Below are 21641 nucleotides of genomic sequence, written 5' to 3' on the forward strand. Positions count from 1 at the left end.
CACGCCAGGCGTTGAAACTTGAGCGGCTTGCAGAGAAGCTGGGCGATCAGCGCACAGTTTGGTGCAAGCTAGCCCTGTATTTTTTGAGTTCGCTCCTGGCACAGGTTCATTCGCCTCAGTGCCGTCACTACACGTTGAAGAGAAAGAGCAAATGAAGCTGATCGCCGCGCAAATTTGCCCCGTACCGGGCAACTATGAAAAAAACATCGCCAAACATATTGCTGCCATCCAGCAGGCCGCAAATCTGGGCGCCAATCTCGTGCTCTTTCCCGAGCTTTCCCTCAGCGGTTACGAGCCAAGGCTGGCTGATGCCTTGGCGATGGGTGCGAGCGATAGCCGTCTTGATGAGTTCCAGCAACTGAGCGATCGATATGGGATGCTCATCGCCGTGGGTGCGCCCACCCAGGGACGCGAGGGTATCGAAATCAGCATGATCAGTTTCCAGCCTGGACAGCCGCGTACCTGCTACTCAAAACAGATTCTGCATGCCGACGAATTACCGTTCTTCACTCCAGGTAACCGAAAGTGTGCGCTGGACCACGCAGGCGTTGTCCTGGCCCCCGCCATTTGCTACGAATCACTTCAGCCAAGCCACGCCGAAGAAGCTGCACAGTCGGGTGCTCAGGTGTATCTGGCAAGCGTGGCGAAGTCTGAACGCGGCACGACCTTGGCGAAAGCTCATTATCCGATGATCGCTGAGAAGCATTCCATGACCGTGGTGATGGCGAACTGCGTAGGGGCCGCCGACGACTATGTCGCGGCGGGTTGCTCGGCCATTTGGAACAATCAGGGTCAAATCCTGTGCAGTGCCGATGCCGTTCAAGAAGCATTGGTCGCTTATGACACGCAGACTGGGGAGACAGGAGTTTTCAACTTGCTGTGAAACCGGTCCGTACGCGTTGCGACCTGAGAATCACTGACTGTTTTTCCTGAGTGCCGTACTCACGCGTAGATAGCAAGACGGCTCACCATCTAAGGATGTTTCCAGCAGGCGCCTCCCGACGAAGATCTACCCTGACCAACTCGTCATTGATGAATAGCATGTACTGGTAGGCACCACCGTTCGGGCCGTAGACAACCACATCGGTTTTCTGCGAGCCCTTGCGTGGCACACCGTTGTTGCGTATCACCGGACCGTCGCTGGCTTGGACAACAGGACTACCGCACGACTGTAAAACGTCGGCAAGCTTGTCTCCGGGATTGACCAGCTTTGTTCCGCAACGGCTGGCTGCGTTCGCTCCGGTCATTAGCACGCACGCGAACAGCAACGCCATCGATGACTTGATAAACATCGTGTATCTCCCGAGCATTGATAGTCGATTACATGGCCTTGTGCGCCTGGAGCCTACCTTCAGGCACATCGAGAAATGTCAGTGGCAGAGGTTGGGGTGGAACAACAGTAGGTTCGCCGCGACCCGTGAGATACGCTCGTTTACATCTGCGAAAGGCTGCAGATGGGGTAAATGCATCATTACGAAAATTTCTTGAGCTGTTGCGTGTAGCATAATTTTTGGCGCAATTCAGCATGGATGTGGCGCGATTTGTGGCGCGATTCCCGGAATCGCGCCATCTGTTACGCATTCGCAAGCCCAACTGCGCCTTCACACCTTCGATACTGCGCATCGTAGCGCTTTGACCATCCGGGTCAGACTCCTTATCAATAACGAACACCAAACCAGTCATCCCCATAGCCAGGCATCTTTGGTGCGAGCGCTGTGCGCGATAGCAGCTCTCAGCAGAGCATCGAGGAGCGATAGACCACTCCAGATGATTGTGTTACGGTATAACATACATTAACGAAGTGAGATCCCGACCATGAAACCTGGCATTCACCCGGACTATCGGACAGTCCTGTTCCACGACACAGCCGCCGACGTTTATTTCCTGATCGGCTCGACCGTAGAAACGACTCGAACCGAGACGCATACGGATGGCAAAGCGTACCCGTATGTCGCCCTTGACGTTTCGAGCGCTTCACATCCCGTCTACACCGGGCAAGTCCGAAAAACACAGGCGGAAGGACGGATTGCCGGCTTCAACAAGCGCTTTGCCGGTTTCACTTCCACCAAGTGAACCCAAGCGATGGCGTGGTGAAGTCAGTGCGTGCTACTGACTTCACGCTTGGCAACGTAATCGCGGTCACAACAACCCGCGCCGGTCATGCGCTTGGAACCTATTGCCGGTCGGCTTTGCGTTCTGAAATCGAGCATATTGCTGTGCTGCGCGTTGCAGTGGAGCGCGACATGTTTGCAATGCGATCCTCTGGCGGAGCGCCTCACCGTTGGAGATCAGTATCGATCCAGATCAGGTATCGCACGCGGCAGTCAAATGCGCTTGATCGCATACAAAAACGCAAAAACGGCCAGAATTTTGAAGGTCGCCAAAAGCGCTTTGAAAGCCAAAGAATACCACTCTGTTCCTTCAATGCAGTCCATGCACTGCAGCGACGCAGGAGAACTTCCTGACTTGGTGAACTCCAGTTCGCGGCAATAGCCGTAAAACATGAATGACCAAAGCAGCATGACCGCGCCCAATGCCTTGACCTTGTCCCTGGAGGAGTAGTTGACTTCTGGCTCAAGAAAGTAAACCACCCCAGCCAAGACAAAAATGAACATGCCGACATAAGCCATTTTTTTCCGGCACCTTGGCGACGCCCGAAAATTGTTAAACACATCGAAGGGATGAAATGTATGGTCCCTCTGTAATCTGTCCTCGACGGAAACCAGATACCCCGAGCAAAAAGCCAACATCCCGATAATAAGAACAAGGATCATATGAAGCCCCGCATTGGCAAAACCGAGCAGAGCGCCGAGTTACCATTTTCGGATCAGGCTGTAGCTCTCACTAACTGAATACTAACACTGGCACCCGCCATCGGAATATGATGCGGTCGTGTTGTCAACGGCTCCTTTTCACGCAATCTATCGCTCGGCTGGGTGTTAGAATCCTGCGTCCCTGGACTCCGCCCGAGTGATGCACTCATGCTCCTGAATCTTGAAATCCGCAGCTATGAGCGTGAAAACCCTCACCACTCCCACGACCATGCTCAATTGGTCCTGCCGGTTCGTGGCCAGATGGAAATTGATGTAGACGGTCGCGGTGGCAGCATCGACCAGTCATTGGCCGCTGTGGTGAGACCGGGTTCGGTGCACTCCCAGCTCAGCCACGCAGACAGCCGTTTCCTGGTGCTGGACTGCGCGCCGACCCTCCTGGAGACACTCCAGATGGAGCGTCTGGCTCGAAAGACCTACGTGCCTATTTCCCCTGCGACAAGGCGGCTGATCGAGTTCGCCGAGCTCATCGGCAACAAGCAGCTCGCCTTGGACGCTCCGCAGTTGAGCTCGCTGCTTCTCTCATCTCTCGGCCCTGACATCTACAGTTCCCCATCCGCCATCGAGCAACTGGTCGCCCGCTTGCAGGCTAACCCAGGGGCAAACTGGAGCAACGAAGTCATGGCCCAGGTTGCGAACATGAGCATGAGTCAACTGCACCAGCGATTCCGGCAGATGTTTGGAATGAGTCCTCAGGCCTGGTTGACGGTGTTACGCATAAAGGAAGCTCAACGATGGCTGCGTGGCACTTCCTTGCCGATCGCCGAGATTGCCTTGCGTACAGGTTTTTCCGATCAGGCGTCGCTGACTCGAACCATGCAACGTGTGAGCGCGATCACTCCGGCGGTGTATCGCAAAGCGCAAAAACATGCTGGGTAAAAAATTCGGCAGCTACTGACAATACTCTCTTGGCTCGACGCTTCAGACTTTCCCCGTTCAAGCTGCGGAGCACGGGTGGAATGTTTACTGATCGATCGCTGTTGAAGGGCATTGTGTATGGTATTTGCGCGGGACTGTGCTGGGGCGTGATTTTTCTTGGGCCACAGCTCACCCAAGGCTTGAGCGGCCTGCAATTCGCGGTGCTTCGATTTCTTTGTTACGGTGCAATTTCAGCTGTACTGCTTATGCCCCGATGGCGGCGGGTGTGCGCCAACCTCACGCGAGCCGATTGGAAGTCACTCTTCTGGCTCAGCCTGATCGGAAATCTCGTTTACTACGCGCTGGTGGGTACCGGGGTGCAACTGGTGGGGATTGCGACCACGTCCCTGATCGTCGGGCTCATCCCCGTGTTGATGACCTTGGCAGGTCGGCACGATACCCATGCTGTCTCCTTGCGCAGACTCTTCCCTTCGCTATGTTGCGCAATGACCGGCGTTGTAATTATCAGTTGGCATGCACTGATCAATGGCAACACACCTGAAACATCAACAGCCATTGCAGGTGTTCTCTGCGCCACAGGTGCATTGATAACGTGGACTTGGTTCGCCGTTAGCAATGCTCGGAAACTGATTCAGCTCACCCGCATTTCCTCCAATGACTGGGCACTGCTGACCGGTATCATGACGGGCGCTCAGTCGCTGCTCCTGGCGGTGCCTGTCCTGGTTTATCAGGCAGATGCCCATGGCAGTGAAGAATGGCTGCATTTTTTCCTGGTGGCCTGCGGTGTAGCCCTTCTTTCTTCGGTCGTGGGCGGCGCGTGCTGGAATCAGGCAAGCCGGCTTCTGCCGTTGGCACTTAGCGGGCAAGTGCTGGTGATCGAAACATTGGCAGCGCTGGCTTTTGGATTTCTATGGGAGCATCGACTACCTGACACGTACGAGATAGCGGCCATTGCTTTGCTGGTCGCCGGGGTTGTCTGGTGTCTGAATTGTCATCGTCCTCGCCCCACACTCGCAAGCTGATCAGCTCGGACATTGACCCGGAGCGCAAACTGGATCGGCAGCAATCGGCCAAAAGCAGGCACCCCACCCTACCCCCCGCCCCTTACCCATAATCCGGCAACCTAATTGCATCAGCCTTCGGCGAAAGGATCTTCGCAAACAAGGCCTTGAAGCCCGGCGCGGTCGCCAACCTTAATACGGCATGACCCAGCGCGATTCCCCATCGCGAATGCGGCGAGGCCAGCCTGGGCGCGAGCGTGGGCACGCTTTGCGCCTGATCGACGTATGGACGCATCAATTTTTCATACTCTGCAAATGCCTGAACATGATCTATGTGGCGGCCCAGCTCGCCAGCCAAGACGTAGGCGCCACACAACCCCAGACTCGTGCCCATGCCGCTGATCGGCGATGCGCAATAGGCGGCGTCACCTACAAGGGCGATACGGCCCTTGCTCCAGTGGGGCATCTTAACTTGGCCGACCGCGTCCAGATAAAGGTCAGGCGCGCCCTCCAAAGCAGCGAGTACACGAGGTGTTTCCCAACCTGCGTCGGCAAATTGGTGCTTGAGCAAAGCTTTCTGCTCTGCCTGAGTCAGTTTCTCGTAGCCGCTCGGCGCCTGCTGAAAGGACAAGAAGGCCCGCGTGGTGCCGAGGTTATCAGGGCGCAGGCAGACACACCGGCCCCCGGGGATATTATGCCAGCGCATGATCTGACCATCGCTTGGCTGCCGGGGCACGGTGAAGTAGGCGGTGTATAGATCTAGAGGACGACGCTCGACTTCATTGCCGAATATCAGCTTGCGCGTTTTAGAGCCAATGCCCTCGGCGACGACGACGAGATCATAGACCTGCTCATCGCCCTGCTCGAAGCCCACATGCACCTGCACGCCATCGTCCACAATGGTTGCAATACTGTCGCCGAATCGGTAGTCGACCCGGTCCTGACTGTGCTCGATCAGCAGCTTGGCCAGTTCACCACGCAGGATTTCCAGCTCGGCAACCGGCCCCTCACCGCCGAACGCGTCGACAGCGATGAACGCTTTGGTGCGGTTGGATCGATCAACGAAAGCGATACCCTGTTCATTGGTTGTGTTGGCTCGGACCCGGTCTTCCAAACCCATACGCTGAACGACGACGCGACCAGCGCCACGCACATCGATAGTCTGCCCTCCATCGCGAAACGCCGGCGCGCGCTCCACCACGGTAACGTCCATGCCCTGCCGGGACAACCAGTACGCCAACGCAGGCCCGGCGATGCTTGCGCCGGTTACAAGAACTTTTTTTGGTTTCATATCGCGTCCTTATGTTCGAAGGTGAGGCAATGGTCCACCCGATATTTGAGCACGTCTGAATTCCAATATTGCGCATTCCCACCAGGAATGCCCCCATGAAAATCATTGATTTCACTCTCCCTGGCTAATCTCGTACGGTGCTTGCTCTGCATAAGGAGATCACTCTATGAACACCGTACGCTTATACGTCGACTCACAGTTCGCCAGCCCCTACGCCATGTCCGTCTTTGTCGCACTGGCCGAGAAAGGCATCGACTTCCAGATGAGTACCGTGGACTTGCAGGCCCTCGAAAACCAGACAGAGGCCTACGCGGCCCTCTCACAAACCCAGCGAGTTCCAACCCTGGTTGACGGCGACTTTGCCTTGTCCGAGTCTTCTGCAATCACCGAATACCTCGAAAACGCCTATCCCCAAACCCCGATCTATCCGCACGACGTGCGGCTGCTTGCAAAAGCGCGGCAGGTTCAGGCGTGGATCCGCAGCGACCTGCTGCCAATTCGGCAGGAGCGCTCCACGCTGGTCGTCTTCTACGGCAAGAAATCAGGGCCCTTGTCGCAAGCTGCTCGTATGGCGGCAGATAAGCTATTCCAGGCCGCGCAAGCACTGCTCAAGGAGGGTACGGAACATTTGTTCGGCCAATGGTCGATCGCCGATGTCGATCTCGCGCTGATGCTCAACCGGCTGATACTCAACGGCGATGCAGTGCCCCAGGTTCTCGTGGACTATGCGCAGCGTCAGTGGCAGCGCCCTAGCGTGCAGGCCTGGGTGAGGCTGCAACGACCCACACTTTGAACCTGTGCTGGCGGGAGCCGCTTGAGAAGCCGGCTCCTCCTTTATGTCTGGAAAAGGTATGAACCATAGGGTGATAGACGCTGTTGGCGACTAACTGCTATCGAACCATAGCTATCAGTCAGCAATACCTGAACTTGACCGATCGCTACACCTTCGCCAAGGCAGCCATTCAGCCACTGCCGCCAAGTATCAAGGGTAACGAACCACTTACCCTCATCTTCGTCAAACCACTGCCGATTCAATCCTTCTGGAACGCCAGGCATAGGCCAACACCAACAGCAGCCCCAGAGCGGCCATCGCCGCTCCGGCCAGGGAGATCGCCGGATAACCCAAACCAGCGTTGATCACCGCTCCGCCCAGTGCTGCGCCAATCGCGTTGCCGAAATTGAAGGCGCCAATATTCACCGCAGAGGCAAGGTTGGGCGCGTCCTTCGCTGCTTCCATGACGCGCATCTGTAACGGCGGCACCAGGGCGAAACTGGCGATACCCCATATCAGGATGGCCAGAGCAGCCGGCACTGCCCACTGCATCAGCACGGTGAACGCCAGCAAGACGAGAATCAGAACGCCCAGCGAGACGATCAAGGTGCGATCTACCGAGCGGTCGGCGGCCTTGCCGCCCCACATGTTGCCCAGCGTCAACCCCACACCGAAAAGAACCAGCATGGCGGTGATATAGGCGGTGGAACCATGGGTCTCGCTGCCGAGGATGGGCGCGATGTAAGTGAAGACGGTAAACATTGCGCTCGATCCGACTACGGTCAAGGCCAACGCGCCCAGCACCGGACCACGTCCCAGTACCCGAATTTCGGCCATTGCACCGACGCTTTGCGACGTCTTCAGGTTGGGCAGGGCGAACCACAATGCGGCCATGGTCAGTACGCCGAGGCCGGTGATCCCCCAGAAAGCGGTGCGCCAACCGAACAGTTCACCAAACCAGGTGGCCAGCGGTACACCGCCGATGGTGGCCAGCGTCAGGCCCATGAACATCGCCGCGACCGCCCCGGCACGTTTCTGCGGGGCAACTACGCTGGCGGCGACGATGGAACCCACGCCAAAAAATGCACCATGGTTCAGTGAGGTCACCACCCTGGCGACCATGAGGCTGTAGTAATCGGTGGCCAGGGCTGACATCAGATTACCTAAAGTGAAAATGGCCATGAGCCCGACCAGCAGATAGCGTCGGGGAATCCTGCCGGTAGTCAGGGTCATCAGCGGTGCACCGAGCAATACGCCTAGCGCATACGCACTGACCAGCAAACCGGCGGCGGGAATGGAAACGCCCAGATCCGCAGCGATACCCGGCAACATGCCCATGGGGGCGAACTCTGTTACGCCAATGCCGAAGGCACCGATGGCGAGCGCGACAAGTGGTGGATTGATACGCATGAAAGGCTCCTTATCTATGCCGCCAATGCTACGATCCAGGTTTTTAACGCGGTAGCTAGCATTTTTGGCAATCACCTATGCGCGGGAGGCACAAGTGGATTTCAACGGCAGGTCAGGCGAAATGTGCGTGTTCACCACCGTGGCGCAGGAAGGCAGCCTATCGGCCGCCGCGCGAGCGCTGGGCCTGACACCTTCGGCAGTCAGTCGAATCATCACGCGAACCGAGCAACGTCTTGGCGCCCGCCTGCTGCTGCGTACCACCCGAGCGATCGCCTTCACTGCCGAGGGCGAAGCGTTCCTGCGCGGCGCCCGGCGTATCCTGGCCGACATGGACGAGGTCGAAGAAGCGATCGCCGACCAGGGCGTACCCAAGGGACGATTACGGGTCAGTGCCGCCCTTGGCCATGGGCGGCTGGCGATTGTTCCCCTGGTTGCAGCATTCAGCGCCCGTTACCCGAACATCGTCGTCGACCTTAGCTTGGGCGACGAAGTGGTCGACATCCTGGGTGGGCAGGCCGACGTAGCGATCCGTTTTGGCCATCTCCCCGACAGCCCGCTGACCGCGCGCAGGATCGGCGACACAGGTCAGGTAGTGGTCGCATCGCCCGAGTACCTGCAGCGCCACGGTATCCCCGAGGCGCCGGAAGACCTTTTGCGGCACAACTGCCTGCGCTTCAACTTCCGGCGTGCTGAACCCAACTGGCCGTTTATCCGCGATGGAAAAGAGTTTTCCCTGAAGGTCAGCGGCAACATCGAATGCAGCAGCGGTGAAGCGCTGGCACAACTCGCCCGAGTAGGTGCCGGCATTGCACGTATCGGTGAGTTCAGCGTGAGTGAGGATCTGCAGCGCGGCGCCCTGATTTCGCTGTTGGAAGCCTGGAACCCTGGGGACGAGGAACCGATTCATGCGGTATTCGTCGGCGGGGCGGCAATGCCGGCGCGGGTACGATTGTTCGTGGACTTCTTACTGGAACATCACCGGATGTAAGCGGACGCGTAAGCTGATATTTCCAAGTACTCGTGATTTTGAAGTGACCCAAACATTTTTGGGGCACTATCAATAGGTGGTTTGCCCTCCTGGGACAATCTCGAGCTCTGGCATTGATGGGTCGTCCGCACGTTTTAAATGGCTGTCGTGGAAGACCGCTTTTGGCCCAGAGTGTGTAAAAACACGATCGCAGCCCGCCCTCACGGGCTAGGTGCCGGTCATACGTTCTCATTATCCGATCGGATAAACGAATACCGATCGATATCAGACCTAAGCTGCCAACCTTGGCTGTGCCAATAGTTAGCAGCTGTTAAATTGGTCTTGAAAACGTCGAGATGACATTTAAGTATTCCGTGCTTCTCAAGACTCGAAAGACAGAGCTCTACCAACGCATTTGCTATGCCTTGCCGCCGATACTGAGGAAGGACAACCAAATGCTGCAAATATCCTCTGCGGCCGTCGTGTCCACACATGATGCAACCGCAGAGAACGGCTCCGATTTCAGCAACGAAGCTCATCCCGGGATTTCGTTCTAAATATTTCGAGGTCGATTCACGAGAGTCAGCATCACGGAAGGAGACGCCTGGAGTACGCCTCATGAGGTCGATGACCGCATCGTAATCGTCCATGGTCATGACACGGATATTGAACATTGATTGAGCCTTGCTTTGTTAACTGGCTGGCCCAGCAGACTACCAGAAGCAGCTTAGAAGTTGCTGCGCCGATTCGCGTAATCGAAGCGTAGAATGGGTCAGCATTTACGCGGGGATAGTCCATGAAGCGCTTCATCCAAGGTGGGCATCGCGGTCAGAGTACCCTGCTTCCCGAGAGCCTCGACGACTACGTCAGCGATACTAATCCGGTGCGCGTAGTCGACGTCTTCGTCGACGAACTCGACCTGGGCAAACTGGGTTTTGAAGGCGTCATTCCAGCCGATACTGGCCGGCCTGCTTATCATCCCGCGATCCTGCTAAAGATCTACATCTACGGCTATCTCAACCGCATCCAGTCCAGCCGGCGTCTTGAGCGAGAGGCTCAGCGCAACGTCGAATTGATGTGGTTGACCGGGCGCTTGATGCCAGATTTCAAGACCATCGCTAATTTCCGAAAAGACAATAGCAAGGCCATCCGAGGCGTCTGCCGGCAGTTCGTCGTGCTGTGTCAGCAGCTAGGTCTCTTCGGCGAAAATCTGGTCGCCATCGACGGCAGTAAATTCAAGGCCGTCAACAACCGCGACCGCAATTTCACCAGCGCCAATCTGAAGCGGCGGATGGAAGAAATTGAATCGAGTATTAATCGGTACCTGACTGCGCTCGACGAAGCCGATCGGCAAGAACCCTCAATCGCTCAGCCCAAGGCTGCATGTCTGCAAGAGAAAATCGACAAGCTCAAAGCTCAGATGAAAGAGTTACAGGTCATTGAAGTTCAGCTCAACGAATCGCCGGATAAACAGGTATCACTGACCGATCCAGACGCCCGTTCCATGATGACTCGCGGCACGGGAATCGTCGGTTACAACGTGCAAACAGCGGTCGATACCCAGCACCATTTGATCGTTGCGCATGAGGTTACCAACGTCGGTTCCGACCGCGATCAACTCAGCTCGATGGCCAAGCAGGCCCGCGAGGCGATGGCGTCAGAAACGCTTTCGGTAGTGGCTGACCGAGGTTACTTCAAAAGCGAAGAAATCCTGGCTTGTCACGATGCAGGCATCACTGCCTATGTGCCCAAGCCGATGCCCTCTGGAGTCAAGGCAGACGGGCGTTTCAATAATGATGCCTTTAGCTATGACGCGGCAAAAAACGAATATATTTGCCCGGCTGGAGAGGCGCTGATCTGGCGCTATACCAACGTTGAAAAAGGCCTGACGTTGCACCGCTATTGGAGTTCGAAATGCCGGGGTTGCGCAATGAAACCGCAGTGCACACCGAGCACGGAACGGCGGGTTCGACGCTGGGAGCATGAAGCCGTACTGGAGGAAATGCAGAACAGGCTGAGCAACGCGCCGGAAATGATGCGGATCCGAAAACGAACGGTTGAGCATCCCTTCGGGACGCTCAAGCAATGGATGGGTGCGACGCACTTCCTGACCCGGAAGCTTAACGGGGTGAGTGCAGAGATGAGCTTGAATGTGCTCGCCTACAACCTGAAACGGGTCATGAAAATCATTGGCACTACTGGCTTGATGAAAGCGTTAACGGCGTAAAAACCGGTCTTTTTTACCCCGTCAAATGACTTTAAGAGGCTGCTGAGCCGTTTTAACTGTTCCTGGAGGCGTCGTGGTATTGATCAGTTTGCGAAACGTCAGCACGGTCTTTGGGCGTCGAAATAAAACCCCAATCAGACGTTTTTACACACTCTGGGCCGATAGCTGACGTCCATGTCCCTGCTTAACCTTAAGCCTTCTCGACCTGAGACCGCTAATCGATCGCCGGGGCCTTCCAGGTATCAGGTGCCTGACTTGATCTTGGTCCAGGCCCGCGTGCGCGCGCGTTCGGCGTCACGCCCCAGAGGCTTGAGCGTATAGAGCGTGGTCATCGCGGCCTCGGTGGGGTACAGGTTGGGATTGTTGCGAATCGCCGGATCGACCTGTTCGGTAGCGTCTTTGTTGGGGTTAGGGTAGCCGACAAAATCGCTGATTGGCGCGATCACCTGCGGCTGTAGCAGGTAGTTGATGAATGTGTAGGCGTCGTGCGGATTCCTGGCACCTTTGGGGATGGCGAGCATGTCAAACCAGATGGGGGCGCCTTCCTTTGGCAGGCGCATGTCTACGGTCACGCCGTTCTTGGCCTCTTTGGCGCGGTTGGCGGCTTGAGAAAAGCTGCCGGAGTAACCGACCGCGACGCAGATGTCACCGTTGGCGATATCCGCCATGTATTTGGACGAATGGAAGTAGGTGATATAGGGGCGGATTTTCATCAACAGAGTTTCGGCCTTCACATAGTCCTTGGGGTTGCCGCTGTTGGGGTCGAGGCCCAAGTACTGCAAGGCCAGGGGCAGGATTTCGGAGGGTGAGTCCAGCAGCGCTACACCACAGGATTTGAGCTTGCTGATGTTTTCTTCCTTGAAAATCAGTTCCCAGCTGTCCACTGGCGCATCGGCACCCAGGGCGGCCTTGACTTTGTCCGGGTTGAATCCGATCAGGATGGTGCCGTACATGTAAGGCACGGCGAATTTATTGCCCGGATCGTTGGCCTCGATCAGCTTCATCAGCTTGGGATCGAGGTGGTTCCAGTTCGGCAGCTGGCTGCGGTCCAGCGGCTGGAATATACCGGCTTCGATCTGCTTGGCCAGGAACACGTTGGATGGCACTACCACGTCATACCCTGAATTGCCGGTGAGCAGCTTGGCTTCCAACGCTTCATTAGTGTCGAAGATGTCGTACACCAATTTAAGGCCGGGATTCTGCGCCTTAAAGTCCTCCAGCGCCTTGGGGGTGATGTAGTCGAACCAGTTGTAGACCCGCAGGGTTTTCTCTTCGGCATGAGCCATACCACTGATAACGGCAGCGCAGAGGATAAGTGACTTGAACATGTTCATTGGGCAGCCCCTTCAAAGCCTTCGAGAACGTTGACGGCATTGATACCGATTTCTTCCACCGCGTAGCCGCCTTCCATCACGAACAGCGTAGGTTTACCCAAGCGGGAGATGCGTGCGCCCATCGCCAGATAATCCTTGCTGTCGAGTTTGAATTTCGAGATCGGATCGTCCTTGAATGTATCCACGCCCAGGGAGACGACGATGATGTCGGCGTCATAACGATCAATTTCTATGCAGGCTTGCTCGAGCGCCGCGCTCCAGGTTTCCCAGCCGGAACCGGCCGGCAGTGGGTAGTTGAAGTTAAAGCCGGCACCTGCGCCTTCACCGGACTCGTCGGCATAGCCCAGGAAAAACGGAAACTCCCCTTCCGGGTGGCCGTGGATCGAGGTGAACAGCACATCGCTGCGCGCATAGAAAATTGACTGGGTGCCGTTGCCGTGGTGGTAGTCGACATCCAGAATCGCGACCTTTTTGTGGTCCTGATCAAGAAAGGCCTGGGCAGCAATAGCGGCGTTGTTTAGGTAGCAATAACCGCCCATCAAGTCGCCAGCTGCGTGGTGTCCCGGCGGACGGCACAGGGCGAAAGCACTGTGGGCACCTTGCTGAATCGCTTGTTGCGCGCTAAGCGCGACCTGCGCCGCCGAGTAGGCTGCCTGCCACGTGCCGGCGGTGATTGGCGCTCCGCCGTCGAAGCTGTAATAACCGAGTTGACCATGCAGGCTTTCGGGTAATACGCGGCGCAGGGTACGGGCGGGCCAAGTGTAGGGCAGGAGGTCGCCGTCCTGACCGAATTCGGTCCAGCGCGCCCAGGCACCCTTGAAGAAATCGAGGTACTCACGGCTATGAACGCGTTGCAGCGGTTCCAGACCAAAGTCCTGCGGCGCCTGTACATCGCCAAGTTGACGGTCCCTGACCCGTTGCAATACATGATCGGCGCGTGAGGGCATTTCGAAGCAGGGCATCAACTGCCCGTCCATCAGCTCACAGCGGCCGTGGTGCAGGTGGTGATCGTCCGAGTAAATTGTCAGCATTTGTTGTTCTCCGCGGGCTGTATCGGTCAATACAGTCTTGCGCCGGGCGAGGTTTATGAGAACGGCAAGTGCGGCCAAAAGGGGATAAATATGGCCAGATTTTCTGTCCGTAATTCGCTCCTCAATGAGGCGTCATGCGCGAAATTGGCTCGGCGCCACGCCACTCCAGCGCACGAAAGCGTGCCTAAAACTTGCGGTCTCGCTGAAGCCCAGAGCCTCGGCGATCCGGTAGATGGGCCACCGGTCTTCGGCCAGCAGTTGCTTGGCGCGTTCGAAACGAAGTTCGTCGAGCAGTTCCTGATAGCTGCAGCCCAGGTCGTGCAGATGTCGACGCAAGGTGCGCGCCGAGCAGTTCATCTGTCGGGCCAGCATGTCCAGCCTAGGTGCGGCATGCAGTTGTGCAGCCAGCGATAGCCGGATCCGCCCCAACCAGGCCTCGCGCCCGGTAAATTCCGTGTTCTGTTTTCGGCAGCGCTCGGTCATGGCCTGATGGGTTACCGCGTCAGCCAGCGGTAAAGGCTGGGCAAGCCAGCGTTTATCAAAAGCAAATGCATTGACGGTGGCCTGGAACTGCAACGGACAGTCAAAACATTCGGCGTAGCGAGTCTGATAGTCCGGCGCATCGTGCTCAAAGCAAGCGCCCAGCAAGGGCAGTGAGTGGCCGAGCAGGTCGTCGCAAATGACTTTCAGCGACCCCAGGCACAGCTCGACATTGAAGGCGGTCAGTGCCGGATTCTCGCGGTAATCGCCCGCAGTGAACCAGATACGTTCGCCGTCTTCCTCCAGACTCAGCTCGAACAGTGTTCCAAGCAGCGCGGGATAACGCAGAGCCAAACGGAGCGCGTCACCGAAAGTGGCACTGGTAAGCAGGGCATAGCCGAGCATGCCGTAGGATGAGACATGCATACGCCGCCCCACGATCAGGCCGATGTCGCGCTGCAGAGCCACGGCATTGGCGCACACCTGCATCTCCTGATGCGTGGCGATGCGCGTGTCGGCACGGTTCAAGTCCGCTGCGCATATGCCACTGCCGGCCAGCAGCGCCTCGGCGGACCAGCCTTGCGCCTTGAACGTGCTCAGGACCAGTGAGACAGCGTTGAGGGTGGTGAGATGGGAGTGCAGCATGGGGGACTTCCAGCGAGGCGAGGAATACGAGAAGAGCAAGTTATGTGCCGGAATCCCGACCAGTTAATTTTGCTTAGGCGACTGGCTGTTCGAGCCTGGGTCGGTTCGACCTCCATCGCCCGTTCCGGCCTTCGAGATCTCGGCGCTCTGACGTGCGCATGGACGCTGACCCATCCATTGCAGCTCAGGCATGCTACCTTCACCCCGCCATTGATCACCGCGTCCTCCAAGGAGAATATTCCGTGCTGATTGCCCACCTTTCCGATCTGCATATCAGGCCGCAAGGCATTCTTTATCAGGGGCTGGTTGATTCAAACACGATGTGCGAGCAGGCTATTGCACACCTGAACAGCCTCATGCCGCGGCCCGATGTCGTGATCATCACCGGCGACCTGGTGGATGAGGGGCTACCGCAAGAATATGCAATGGCACGTACCTTGCTGGCGGGCATCAAGCAGCCGTTGCTGATGATTCCTGGCAATCATGATGACCGAAACTTAATGAGTTCTACCTTTTCCCAGCCGTATCTCTCTTCAACGGGAAACCCGTGGCACTTCGTCGCCGATGACCTCGGACCGGTACGGATCATTGGTGTGGATGTGACCGTCCCGCAGGAACATCACGGCGACATGAGCGAGGCGGCTGGGGCCTGGCTCGATGCGGCACTTGCTCAGGAGCCGACGCGCCCGACTCTGATCATGCTGCACCAGCCGCCGTTCCTCAGTGGCATTCCTTATATCGACACGTATGCCTGCCGGAACCCGGAGCGGCTGCGCGAAGTGGTGCAGCGCTATCCGGCGATCGAACGTGTGGTGTGCGGCCACATTCACCGCTCGATGCAATTACGTTTTGGCGGCACGGTCCTGTGCACTGCGCCCAGCACAACGACTGCCATCGGGTTGGCCCTGGATGCAGAGGCTGAAGAGGCGTCGTATGTGGAGCCGCCGGCGTTACTCCTGCATCACTGGAAGGTGGATACCGGTCTGATTACCCACTGGGTGCCCATCGGCACATTTCGCGGGCCACTGCCGTTTGCATGAGCGGAGAAGTTTGGCGGGAAGTGTATAAGGGTGAGTGCTGGTGACGGGCAGCTACCGGCCAGGAGCGGCCAGGAGCGCATAAGCATAGGGCTGCAGCTTCACCCTAATCCGCGCGAAATTAGTAACAATAAATACGCTATGCGTAATTTTTGGTCTTCCGGCCATGGAAACATTACGGAGTGCTCATGGCAAAAAGCAGCCCGTTCGGCAAGTCAAGAATGACTGAAAATTACGCACACCATCCATAACCCCATTCCACACAACAGGTGCTACCCTCAGACGTCACTCATTTCCATCGTCTGCCACAATTCGCAGCCCTCCACCCAGTGCAAACCCCACCCCATGCAGCTGATAACCGCACCCTCCAACCTTGGACTAAGCCCCCCACACCCCGGCCACGAACCCGGCACATGGCGAGCGCCCTCTGCTCTGATGGCCGCCGGCCTACTGGAGGCGATCGGCGCGCATGCCCCCCAGGAACTACCCCGCCCCCGCTATTCCCCCGTAGCCCAGCCAGGCACACGGCTACGCAACGGCCACGCCATGCGCGCGTTCAACATCGCTTTGGCGAAGCGAGTGGACGAAGCCTGCAGACAGGGTGAGTTTGCCTTGGTCATCGGCGGGGATTGTTCGATCCTATTGGGGGCGTTGGCGGGCGCTCGCCAAGCCGGCCCCGTTTCCCTTCTGCATATCGATGGGCACATCGACTTTCGCCATCCGGGCAACTATGACGCGCAGCTAAGCCTCGGCGCGGTAGCGGGCATGGACCTTGCGTTGGCCACTGGGCGTGGTGAGTCATTGGCGACACAGTGGCCGGGCGTGGTGGGACCTCTGGTCGCTGACGTGGATGTCGTTCAGCTGGGCGAACGGGAAAATCGCGACACGGATTTTGCGTGGCCTGACATCAACGATACGGCGATCAACCGGATCGATGTCTTTGAAGCGCTGAGATTGGGACCAGCTGCCGTCATTCATCGCATTCGCGAAACGCTGGGCCGAACACCTGAGCAAGGGTTCTGGATACATCTGGATGTGGACGTTCTTGACCAGTCCGTGATGCCCGCCGTGGACTGTCCAGGCTCTCCGGGTATTCCAGCTGCGGACCTGTCGCGCATCATGGCGCCCTTCGTGGCTGACCCGCGGTGCAGGGGGATGACCGTCACGGTATTTGACCCTGACCTGGACCCTGACGGTCGCTACGCTGCGGTCATCGTGGATCTGTTGAAACAGTTGCCATTCCCCGTTCAGGTGAGCCAGTGATCCGAGCAAAGCAAGCCCTGTCCTTCAGCCCCCACGAACCCCAGGCATCACCCTCAACAGCTTCGCATCGACCCCATCGGTAAGCACATAGATCGACCCATCGGGAGCCACCTTGACGTCTCGCATGCGCTCGTCCAGTTCGCTCAGCAGCAACTGCTGATCCACGATCTGCTGCCCATTGCGCACGATCCGGCGCACGGCGCGCTCCTTGAGTGCCGGGACCAGCAAATCCCCGCGCCAGTGGGGAAACAGCGGGCCGTCATAAATCGCCAAGCCTGAAGGTGCAATCGACGGTGTCCACTCCAGAACCGCATCTTGATAGCCCGGCAGCTGAGTGAACGGCGTCACCTTGGCGAACGGGTAGTCGATGCCAGCGGTCACGACAGGCCATCCGTAGTTGCCGCCTGGCACGATCCGGTTGATCTCGTCACCGCCGCGCGCGCCATGCTCGGTGATGAGCAGGTCGCCCGTTGTCGGATCCACGGCGATGCCTTGGACATTGCGGTGGCCGAGGCTGTAGATCTCGGGGGCCGCACCGGCTTTGCCGATGAAAGGATTGTCCGCCGCAGGCCTGCCCTCGCGGTCGAGCCTGACCAGGGTACCCAGATCGTTCGCCGGGTTCTGCGCTTCCTCACGTCGCTCGCTGCCGTCTCCCAGGGAAAGCACCAAGGTCTCGTCGCCGAGAAACGCAATGCGCCCACCGTTGTTGCCCGTGCGAGGTTTGAGCGTGGAGCTGAACAGGACTCGGACATCCTCGATCCTGTCGCTCTCCAGCGTGGCCCGTACCAGGCGCGTGCCGTTCGCAGCGGCTTCGCCGTAACCCATCGTCAGGTACAGCCAACCATTGCGCTCGAACTGTGGATCCAGCGCGACTTCCATCAGTCCTGCGGTGCCGCCCTGCTGGAAGATGGGCGGGAGCCCGTCGAGCTTGATCTGCGAAGCTGCGCCATTCGTGCCGATGACCAAGAGTCGCCCATCCATTTCAGTGACCAGCACACGGCCGTCCGGAAGAAACGCCACCGACCACGGGCGGTTCAGCCCCGTCGCGACCGTTTGCACTTTATAGCTGGCCCGATCCACTGTCGCCGGCTTGTCGGGGGCGCCTGGGGCCATGGCGAAAAAAAGCATGGCCGGTGCCGCCAGCAGAACCGCCACGACAGCCGCCTCGCGCCAGCGCCCTCCTCCGTCCGGCGAATCACTCCGTTTGGAGGAACTGGTCAGACGCGCATACAGCCAACCGCCGACGATCCCCGTCAGCGACATCAGGCCAAGGCCAACAGTCGTGCGGGTGCCCGGCAGTGCGGGCATGGGGATCACCGAGCGCATCAGCCAGAAGACGAAAGCCAGACCACACACGCTGGCCGCGATGAATATGAACCGGCGCCAGGAAGGCGGAGCAAAACGCAGCACCCAGTGGCCTGCCAAGACCGCGAGCAATAAGGCTGCCGCAGCGATGCCGAACATGACCGGACCAAACCGTGCGAGGTCTTCGAGCGTCGTCCAGAGCCGAATGGATGAGGTCACCGGCGCCCCGAGGCGGAGCAGCTCGCCCAGATTGAGCTGGGTCTGCACGATACTGGCAATGGCGCCGGTTGCCAGCGCGGCGACAAGTAGCGTCCGGAGGGTGCGAATCATGGTCGTCATTCGATTTCGTCTCTGGCTGGCTTCTACGTTTTGCAGAATCCCCACGCGTCTTCACCTGAGACACTTCCCCTCGAAAATTCGCTCATCGAGTGTGCTACCAGTTCTTACAGACGAACTGCCCGCGGTTCACCTGAGCCGCACGCCCCCCAAACAACATACCTTCGTCCGCCTCGTCACCTCTCCAGGTCTGGAGACCGTAGCAACCTGCAGCCTCAAGACCGCTTGCCCATCAGAACTGGTATTTAGCCGTGACCATGAGGTTGCGTGGGTCGCCGTAGTAACCGCCGAGGAAGGTTTCATCCAGTGGACTCAGGTACTTCTTGTCGAACAGGTTGTTGACGTTGACCAGCGCAGACAGGTTGTCGGTGAACTCGTAGCGGGCCATCAGGTTGAAGACCGCGTAGTCGTCCTGCCTGGCTTTGACCGTCTTGCTCAACTGCCACGGCGTGGTGCTGAAGTGGATTCCGCTCTGCCAGTTGACGCCACCGCCCAGGGTCAGCCGATCCAGTTCGTTGGGCATGCGATAGGTGGTCCAGAACTTGACCAGTTCGGCAGGGGCAACGGTATTGATCCGGTCGCCATCGGCATTTTCCGTCACGGCGTGGGTGTAGCTGGCCGCGACTTTCCAGCCGGGCTGGATCTCACCGTTGATCTCCGCATCGAAACCGCGGGTCTTGGCGCCGTTGACCGCACGGTAGGCTCGTTCGCTGAGGGTGCCGCTGACGATCTGTCCTGGATCAAGCTCTGCCAGGTTGTCTTGCTTGGTCATGAACACGTCGAAGCTGGTGGTGATGCGACCGTCGAGAAACTCGCTTTTGACGCCAACCTCGAACGCATCACCGGTACGCGGCTCCAAGGACTTGCCGTCCCGATAATGCACACTTTGCGGCTTGAAGATGCTGGTGTAGCTGGCGTAGATCGAGTGTTGGTCGGTCAGGTCGTAGACGATACCGGCGTAGGGGGTGAACTCGCCGTGCTCCTGGTATTGGGTATCGCTGCTGTTGGCGGCATCTGCCGGCGCCCGGTAATGGTAGAAGCTGTCGTATTTATAGTTGCTGGCCCGCCCGCCGAGGATGATCGACAGGTCATCGGCAGGGCGCAGGCGCACGGCGGCGTAGGTGCCCAACTGGCGGATGGTGGTGTCGTTATCGAACAGAATCTGGCCGTTGCCCTGAGGTTCCTCGGTACGGTTGTTCCACGTGTAGTAGTTGATGGAGCGACCTTCGACATCTTCGCCCGCGGCAGGATCGTTGTGGTCTTCGAACTTTGTGTAGGTCATGCCGATCACGAGTTCATGCTCACGCCCGAACAACCGGAACGGGCCCTTGGCGTTGACATCAATCCCGGTCTGTTTTTGCCAGCCGGTCGACGAGCCACCATAGAGCTGCATGCCGTCACCGGTAGCTTCGTCGATAAACCCCCAACTGGCGGAAGCCAGTTTCGAATCGCGCTTGCTGTACATCTGATTGACCGAAGCCTTCAGCGCCCAGTCATTGGCCAACTGCTGTTCCAGCGAGTAGAAGACATTCAGCGTGTCCTGCTGGCGCCTGCTCCAGCGCGACGCCGGGTTGGTAGAGCGGGAAAAATCGGTCTGCCCGCCCTCGCTGTTGAACAGCGGGAAACTGGCGAAGGACACGCCGCGCGGGTCTTGTGTCTGATAGTCATAGCCAGCGGTCAGCAGCAGACTGTCAGTCAAGTCGGCTTCGACGATGCCGTAATGGACCTGTTTCTCTGTCTGGTAGTGATCGATGTGGCTATTGCCTTGCTGATAGGCGTTGACCATGCGCCCGCGGATGTTGCCCGTGGGCGTCAAGGGTCCGGAAACGTCCATCTCGGTACGGTACTGATCCCACGAGCCCAGGCCTGCGCTGACATAGCCCTGCAATTGATCGGTGGGGCGCTTGCGCACCAGATTGATGGTGCCCGAGGGATCGCCGGCACCGGTCAGCAGCCCGGATGCACCGCGCAATACTTCGATACGATCGTAGATCGCCATGTCGGACAGGCTTTGCGGGGTGGCGCTGGTGGAAACCACCAACGTGGTAGGTACGCCGTCGTACTGATAGCTGTCGATACCATAGCCGCGGGAGTAGATGTTCACCCGCTCCGAATCCAGCGGTTGCAGAGAAATACCCGGGGTTTGCTCCAGTACTTTGGCCAAGGTCGTGAGGTTCTGGTCATCGAGTCGCTGGCGAGTGATGACGCTGACGGTCTGCGGTGTTTCACGCAACGACAGGTTCAGACGTGTCGCGGTCGTGGTCGCCGTCGTGGTGTAGGACCCGGAACCGTCGCTGGTAAGGCCCAGGGTTCGCGCATCGATACTGGTGGCTCCGAGCTCCACGGCGCCCTGCTCTTCGACGACCTGGTTCAGCAGGTAATTGCCCTGCGAGGTTTTCACCACAGCAAGGCCCGTACCCCTCAGCAAACGGGCGAAGCCCTGTTCCACGCTGAACGAACCTTGCAGACCGGGACTGGACAGGCCGGCGGTCAAACGAGCATCCGCAGACAGGGGAATTGCCGCCTGACGCCCAAACTGGCTGAGTGCCTGATCCAGCGGCCCGGCTGCGACCGAGAAGCTTACCAACGCCGAGGCCAACGCAACCGGCTCCTGGGCGTACACCCCAGGGGCGGCCAGCGTTGTGCCCAACGAAAGACTGCTGGCCAGCAGCAACGGCAAAGACCAGACGCGGGTTTCTTCGATGGTGTGGCCAAGGGCCGGGCGACGGTGATGGATAGGATGCTTCATGCAGTGTTTCCGGAAGGGCTGAAAAGGCCGCCTACATGGCGGGGATATCCCCAGGCCAATCGAGAATCGAAAAACTGCCTCCC

19 protein-coding genes are annotated in these 21641 nt (G+C 58.2%); 9 read left to right on the plus strand and 10 right to left on the minus strand.

Annotation, left to right across the window (positions count from 1 at the left end; all coding sequences use genetic code 11):
* The first annotated feature begins 151 nt into the window (after window positions 1-151).
* Window positions 152-883 (plus strand): carbon-nitrogen hydrolase family protein, encoded by a 732-nt coding sequence (locus ASF66_RS09645; RefSeq protein WP_056843682.1) that lies wholly within the window; start codon window positions 152-154, stop codon window positions 881-883.
* Between the two features lie 82 nt (window positions 884-965).
* On the opposite strand, the gene ASF66_RS09650 is transcribed toward ASF66_RS09645, so the two are convergent.
* Complete coding sequence (locus ASF66_RS09650; protein WP_056843683.1) at window positions 966-1292, minus strand: DUF2845 domain-containing protein; 327 nt, start codon at window positions 1290-1292, stop codon at window positions 966-968.
* Between the two features lie 523 nt (window positions 1293-1815).
* Here ASF66_RS09650 and ASF66_RS09655 point away from each other — a divergent pair.
* The gene (locus ASF66_RS09655) at window positions 1816-2073 is read left to right on the plus strand and encodes a type B 50S ribosomal protein L31 (protein ID WP_049858980.1); all 258 of its coding nucleotides are present in this window, start codon (window positions 1816-1818) and stop codon (window positions 2071-2073) included.
* Between the two features lie 251 nt (window positions 2074-2324).
* Here ASF66_RS09655 and ASF66_RS09660 read toward each other — a convergent pair whose 3' ends face one another.
* Window positions 2325-2630: a hypothetical protein gene (locus tag ASF66_RS09660; RefSeq protein ID WP_156463168.1), complete on the minus strand. Its 306-nt coding sequence runs from the start codon at window positions 2628-2630 to the stop codon at window positions 2325-2327.
* A gap of 351 nt (window positions 2631-2981) precedes the next feature.
* Here ASF66_RS09660 and ASF66_RS09665 point away from each other — a divergent pair, with 351 nt between their 5' ends.
* Window positions 2982-3710: a helix-turn-helix transcriptional regulator gene (locus tag ASF66_RS09665; RefSeq protein WP_056843685.1), complete on the plus strand. Its 729-nt coding sequence runs from the start codon at window positions 2982-2984 to the stop codon at window positions 3708-3710.
* 80 nt (window positions 3711-3790) lie between these two features.
* Window positions 3791-4732, plus strand: coding sequence for a DMT family transporter (locus tag ASF66_RS09670; RefSeq protein ID WP_056843686.1), 942 nt, complete (start codon window positions 3791-3793; stop codon window positions 4730-4732).
* Window positions 4733-4814: 82 nt separating this feature from the next.
* Here the strand turns inward: ASF66_RS09670 and ASF66_RS09675 are convergent, their stop codons facing one another.
* On the minus strand, window positions 4815-6002 hold the full coding sequence (locus tag ASF66_RS09675) for an FAD-dependent monooxygenase (RefSeq protein ID WP_056843687.1): 1188 nt from the start codon (window positions 6000-6002) through the stop codon (window positions 4815-4817).
* 166 nt (window positions 6003-6168) lie between these two features.
* Between ASF66_RS09675 and yfcF the strand changes: the two genes are divergently transcribed.
* Window positions 6169-6795 carry a glutathione transferase gene (yfcF, locus tag ASF66_RS09680; RefSeq protein ID WP_056843688.1) on the plus strand — a complete coding sequence of 209 codons (627 nt, stop codon included), beginning with the start codon at window positions 6169-6171 and terminating at the stop codon, window positions 6793-6795.
* Window positions 6796-7017: 222 nt separating this feature from the next.
* On the opposite strand, the gene ASF66_RS09685 is transcribed toward yfcF, so the two are convergent.
* Window positions 7018-8184: an MFS transporter gene (locus ASF66_RS09685; protein WP_056843689.1), complete on the minus strand. Its 1167-nt coding sequence runs from the start codon at window positions 8182-8184 to the stop codon at window positions 7018-7020.
* 94 nt (window positions 8185-8278) lie between these two features.
* Between ASF66_RS09685 and ASF66_RS09690 the strand changes: the two genes are divergently transcribed.
* On the plus strand, window positions 8279-9172 hold the full coding sequence (locus ASF66_RS09690) for a LysR family transcriptional regulator (RefSeq protein WP_056843690.1): 894 nt from the start codon (window positions 8279-8281) through the stop codon (window positions 9170-9172).
* A gap of 218 nt (window positions 9173-9390) precedes the next feature.
* On the opposite strand, the gene ASF66_RS22005 is transcribed toward ASF66_RS09690, so the two are convergent.
* A complete protein-coding gene (locus ASF66_RS22005; RefSeq protein WP_082484615.1) occupies window positions 9391-9825 on the minus strand; it encodes a GNAT family N-acetyltransferase in 435 nt (144 codons plus the stop codon).
* A 122-nt stretch (window positions 9826-9947) separates the two neighbouring features.
* Here ASF66_RS22005 and ASF66_RS09700 point away from each other — a divergent pair, with 122 nt between their 5' ends.
* On the plus strand, window positions 9948-11378 hold the full coding sequence (locus tag ASF66_RS09700; protein WP_056843692.1) for an IS1182 family transposase: 1431 nt from the start codon (window positions 9948-9950) through the stop codon (window positions 11376-11378).
* Between the two features lie 242 nt (window positions 11379-11620).
* Here the strand turns inward: ASF66_RS09700 and ASF66_RS09705 are convergent, their stop codons facing one another.
* From ASF66_RS09705 to ASF66_RS09715, 3 genes are all read right to left on the minus strand, one after another.
* A complete protein-coding gene (locus ASF66_RS09705; protein ID WP_056843693.1) occupies window positions 11621-12712 on the minus strand; it encodes a polyamine ABC transporter substrate-binding protein in 1092 nt (363 codons plus the stop codon).
* Window positions 12709-13743 carry a histone deacetylase family protein gene (locus ASF66_RS09710; RefSeq protein ID WP_056843694.1) on the minus strand — a complete coding sequence of 345 codons (1035 nt, stop codon included), beginning with the start codon at window positions 13741-13743 and terminating at the stop codon, window positions 12709-12711. Before ASF66_RS09710 ends, ASF66_RS09705 begins: the two co-directional genes overlap by 4 nt.
* A 132-nt stretch (window positions 13744-13875) precedes the next feature.
* Window positions 13876-14868: an AraC family transcriptional regulator gene (locus tag ASF66_RS09715; RefSeq protein ID WP_056843695.1), complete on the minus strand. Its 993-nt coding sequence runs from the start codon at window positions 14866-14868 to the stop codon at window positions 13876-13878.
* A gap of 242 nt (window positions 14869-15110) precedes the next feature.
* Between ASF66_RS09715 and ASF66_RS09720 the strand changes: the two genes are divergently transcribed.
* Together ASF66_RS09720 and ASF66_RS09725 are read left to right on the plus strand one after the other, a co-directional pair.
* The gene (locus tag ASF66_RS09720) at window positions 15111-15908 is read left to right on the plus strand and encodes a phosphodiesterase (protein ID WP_056843696.1); all 798 of its coding nucleotides are present in this window, start codon (window positions 15111-15113) and stop codon (window positions 15906-15908) included.
* Between the two features lie 342 nt (window positions 15909-16250).
* Entirely contained in the window at window positions 16251-17168 is a 918-nt protein-coding gene (locus ASF66_RS09725; protein ID WP_056843697.1) for an arginase family protein, read from the plus strand.
* A 24-nt stretch (window positions 17169-17192) separates the two neighbouring features.
* Here the strand turns inward: ASF66_RS09725 and ASF66_RS09730 are convergent, their stop codons facing one another.
* Together ASF66_RS09730 and ASF66_RS09735 are read right to left on the minus strand one after the other, a co-directional pair.
* Window positions 17193-18803 (minus strand): PQQ-dependent sugar dehydrogenase, encoded by a 1611-nt coding sequence (locus ASF66_RS09730; protein WP_236707085.1) that lies wholly within the window; start codon window positions 18801-18803, stop codon window positions 17193-17195.
* A 238-nt stretch (window positions 18804-19041) separates the two neighbouring features.
* Window positions 19042-21558, minus strand: a complete 2517-nt coding sequence (locus ASF66_RS09735; RefSeq protein ID WP_056843699.1) for a TonB-dependent siderophore receptor — start codon at window positions 21556-21558, stop codon at window positions 19042-19044.
* Window positions 21559-21641 lie beyond the last annotated feature (83 nt).

The sequence above is a fragment of the Pseudomonas sp. Leaf129 genome (assembly GCF_001423465.1).
Lineage (GTDB): Bacteria > Pseudomonadota > Gammaproteobacteria > Pseudomonadales > Pseudomonadaceae > Aquipseudomonas > Aquipseudomonas coleopterorum.

Excerpts from the sequence above, each read along its gene's own strand:
- ASF66_RS09645 (WP_056843682.1), top strand. The coding sequence starts at position 152 with ATGAAGCTGATCGCCGCGCAAATTTGCCCCGTACCGGGCAACTATGAA.
- ASF66_RS09650 (WP_056843683.1), bottom strand. The coding sequence starts at position 1,292 with ATGTTTATCAAGTCATCGATGGCGTTGCTGTTCGCGTGCGTGCTAATG.
- ASF66_RS09655 (WP_049858980.1), top strand. The coding sequence starts at position 1,816 with ATGAAACCTGGCATTCACCCGGACTATCGGACAGTCCTGTTCCACGAC.
- ASF66_RS09660 (WP_156463168.1), bottom strand. The coding sequence starts at position 2,630 with ATGGCTTATGTCGGCATGTTCATTTTTGTCTTGGCTGGGGTGGTTTAC.
- ASF66_RS09665 (WP_056843685.1), top strand. The coding sequence starts at position 2,982 with ATGCTCCTGAATCTTGAAATCCGCAGCTATGAGCGTGAAAACCCTCAC.
- ASF66_RS09670 (WP_056843686.1), top strand. The coding sequence starts at position 3,791 with ATGTTTACTGATCGATCGCTGTTGAAGGGCATTGTGTATGGTATTTGC.
- ASF66_RS09675 (WP_056843687.1), bottom strand. The coding sequence starts at position 6,002 with ATGAAACCAAAAAAAGTTCTTGTAACCGGCGCAAGCATCGCCGGGCCT.
- yfcF (WP_056843688.1), top strand. The coding sequence starts at position 6,169 with ATGAACACCGTACGCTTATACGTCGACTCACAGTTCGCCAGCCCCTAC.
- ASF66_RS09685 (WP_056843689.1), bottom strand. The coding sequence starts at position 8,184 with ATGCGTATCAATCCACCACTTGTCGCGCTCGCCATCGGTGCCTTCGGC.
- ASF66_RS22005 (WP_082484615.1), bottom strand. The coding sequence starts at position 9,825 with ATGTTCAATATCCGTGTCATGACCATGGACGATTACGATGCGGTCATC.
- ASF66_RS09700 (WP_056843692.1), top strand. The coding sequence starts at position 9,948 with ATGAAGCGCTTCATCCAAGGTGGGCATCGCGGTCAGAGTACCCTGCTT.
- ASF66_RS09705 (WP_056843693.1), bottom strand. The coding sequence starts at position 12,712 with ATGAACATGTTCAAGTCACTTATCCTCTGCGCTGCCGTTATCAGTGGT.
- ASF66_RS09710 (WP_056843694.1), bottom strand. The coding sequence starts at position 13,743 with ATGCTGACAATTTACTCGGACGATCACCACCTGCACCACGGCCGCTGT.
- ASF66_RS09715 (WP_056843695.1), bottom strand. The coding sequence starts at position 14,868 with ATGCTGCACTCCCATCTCACCACCCTCAACGCTGTCTCACTGGTCCTG.
- ASF66_RS09725 (WP_056843697.1), top strand. The coding sequence starts at position 16,251 with ATGCAGCTGATAACCGCACCCTCCAACCTTGGACTAAGCCCCCCACAC.
- ASF66_RS09730 (WP_236707085.1), bottom strand. The coding sequence starts at position 18,803 with ATGATTCGCACCCTCCGGACGCTACTTGTCGCCGCGCTGGCAACCGGC.
- ASF66_RS09735 (WP_056843699.1), bottom strand. The coding sequence starts at position 21,558 with ATGAAGCATCCTATCCATCACCGTCGCCCGGCCCTTGGCCACACCATC.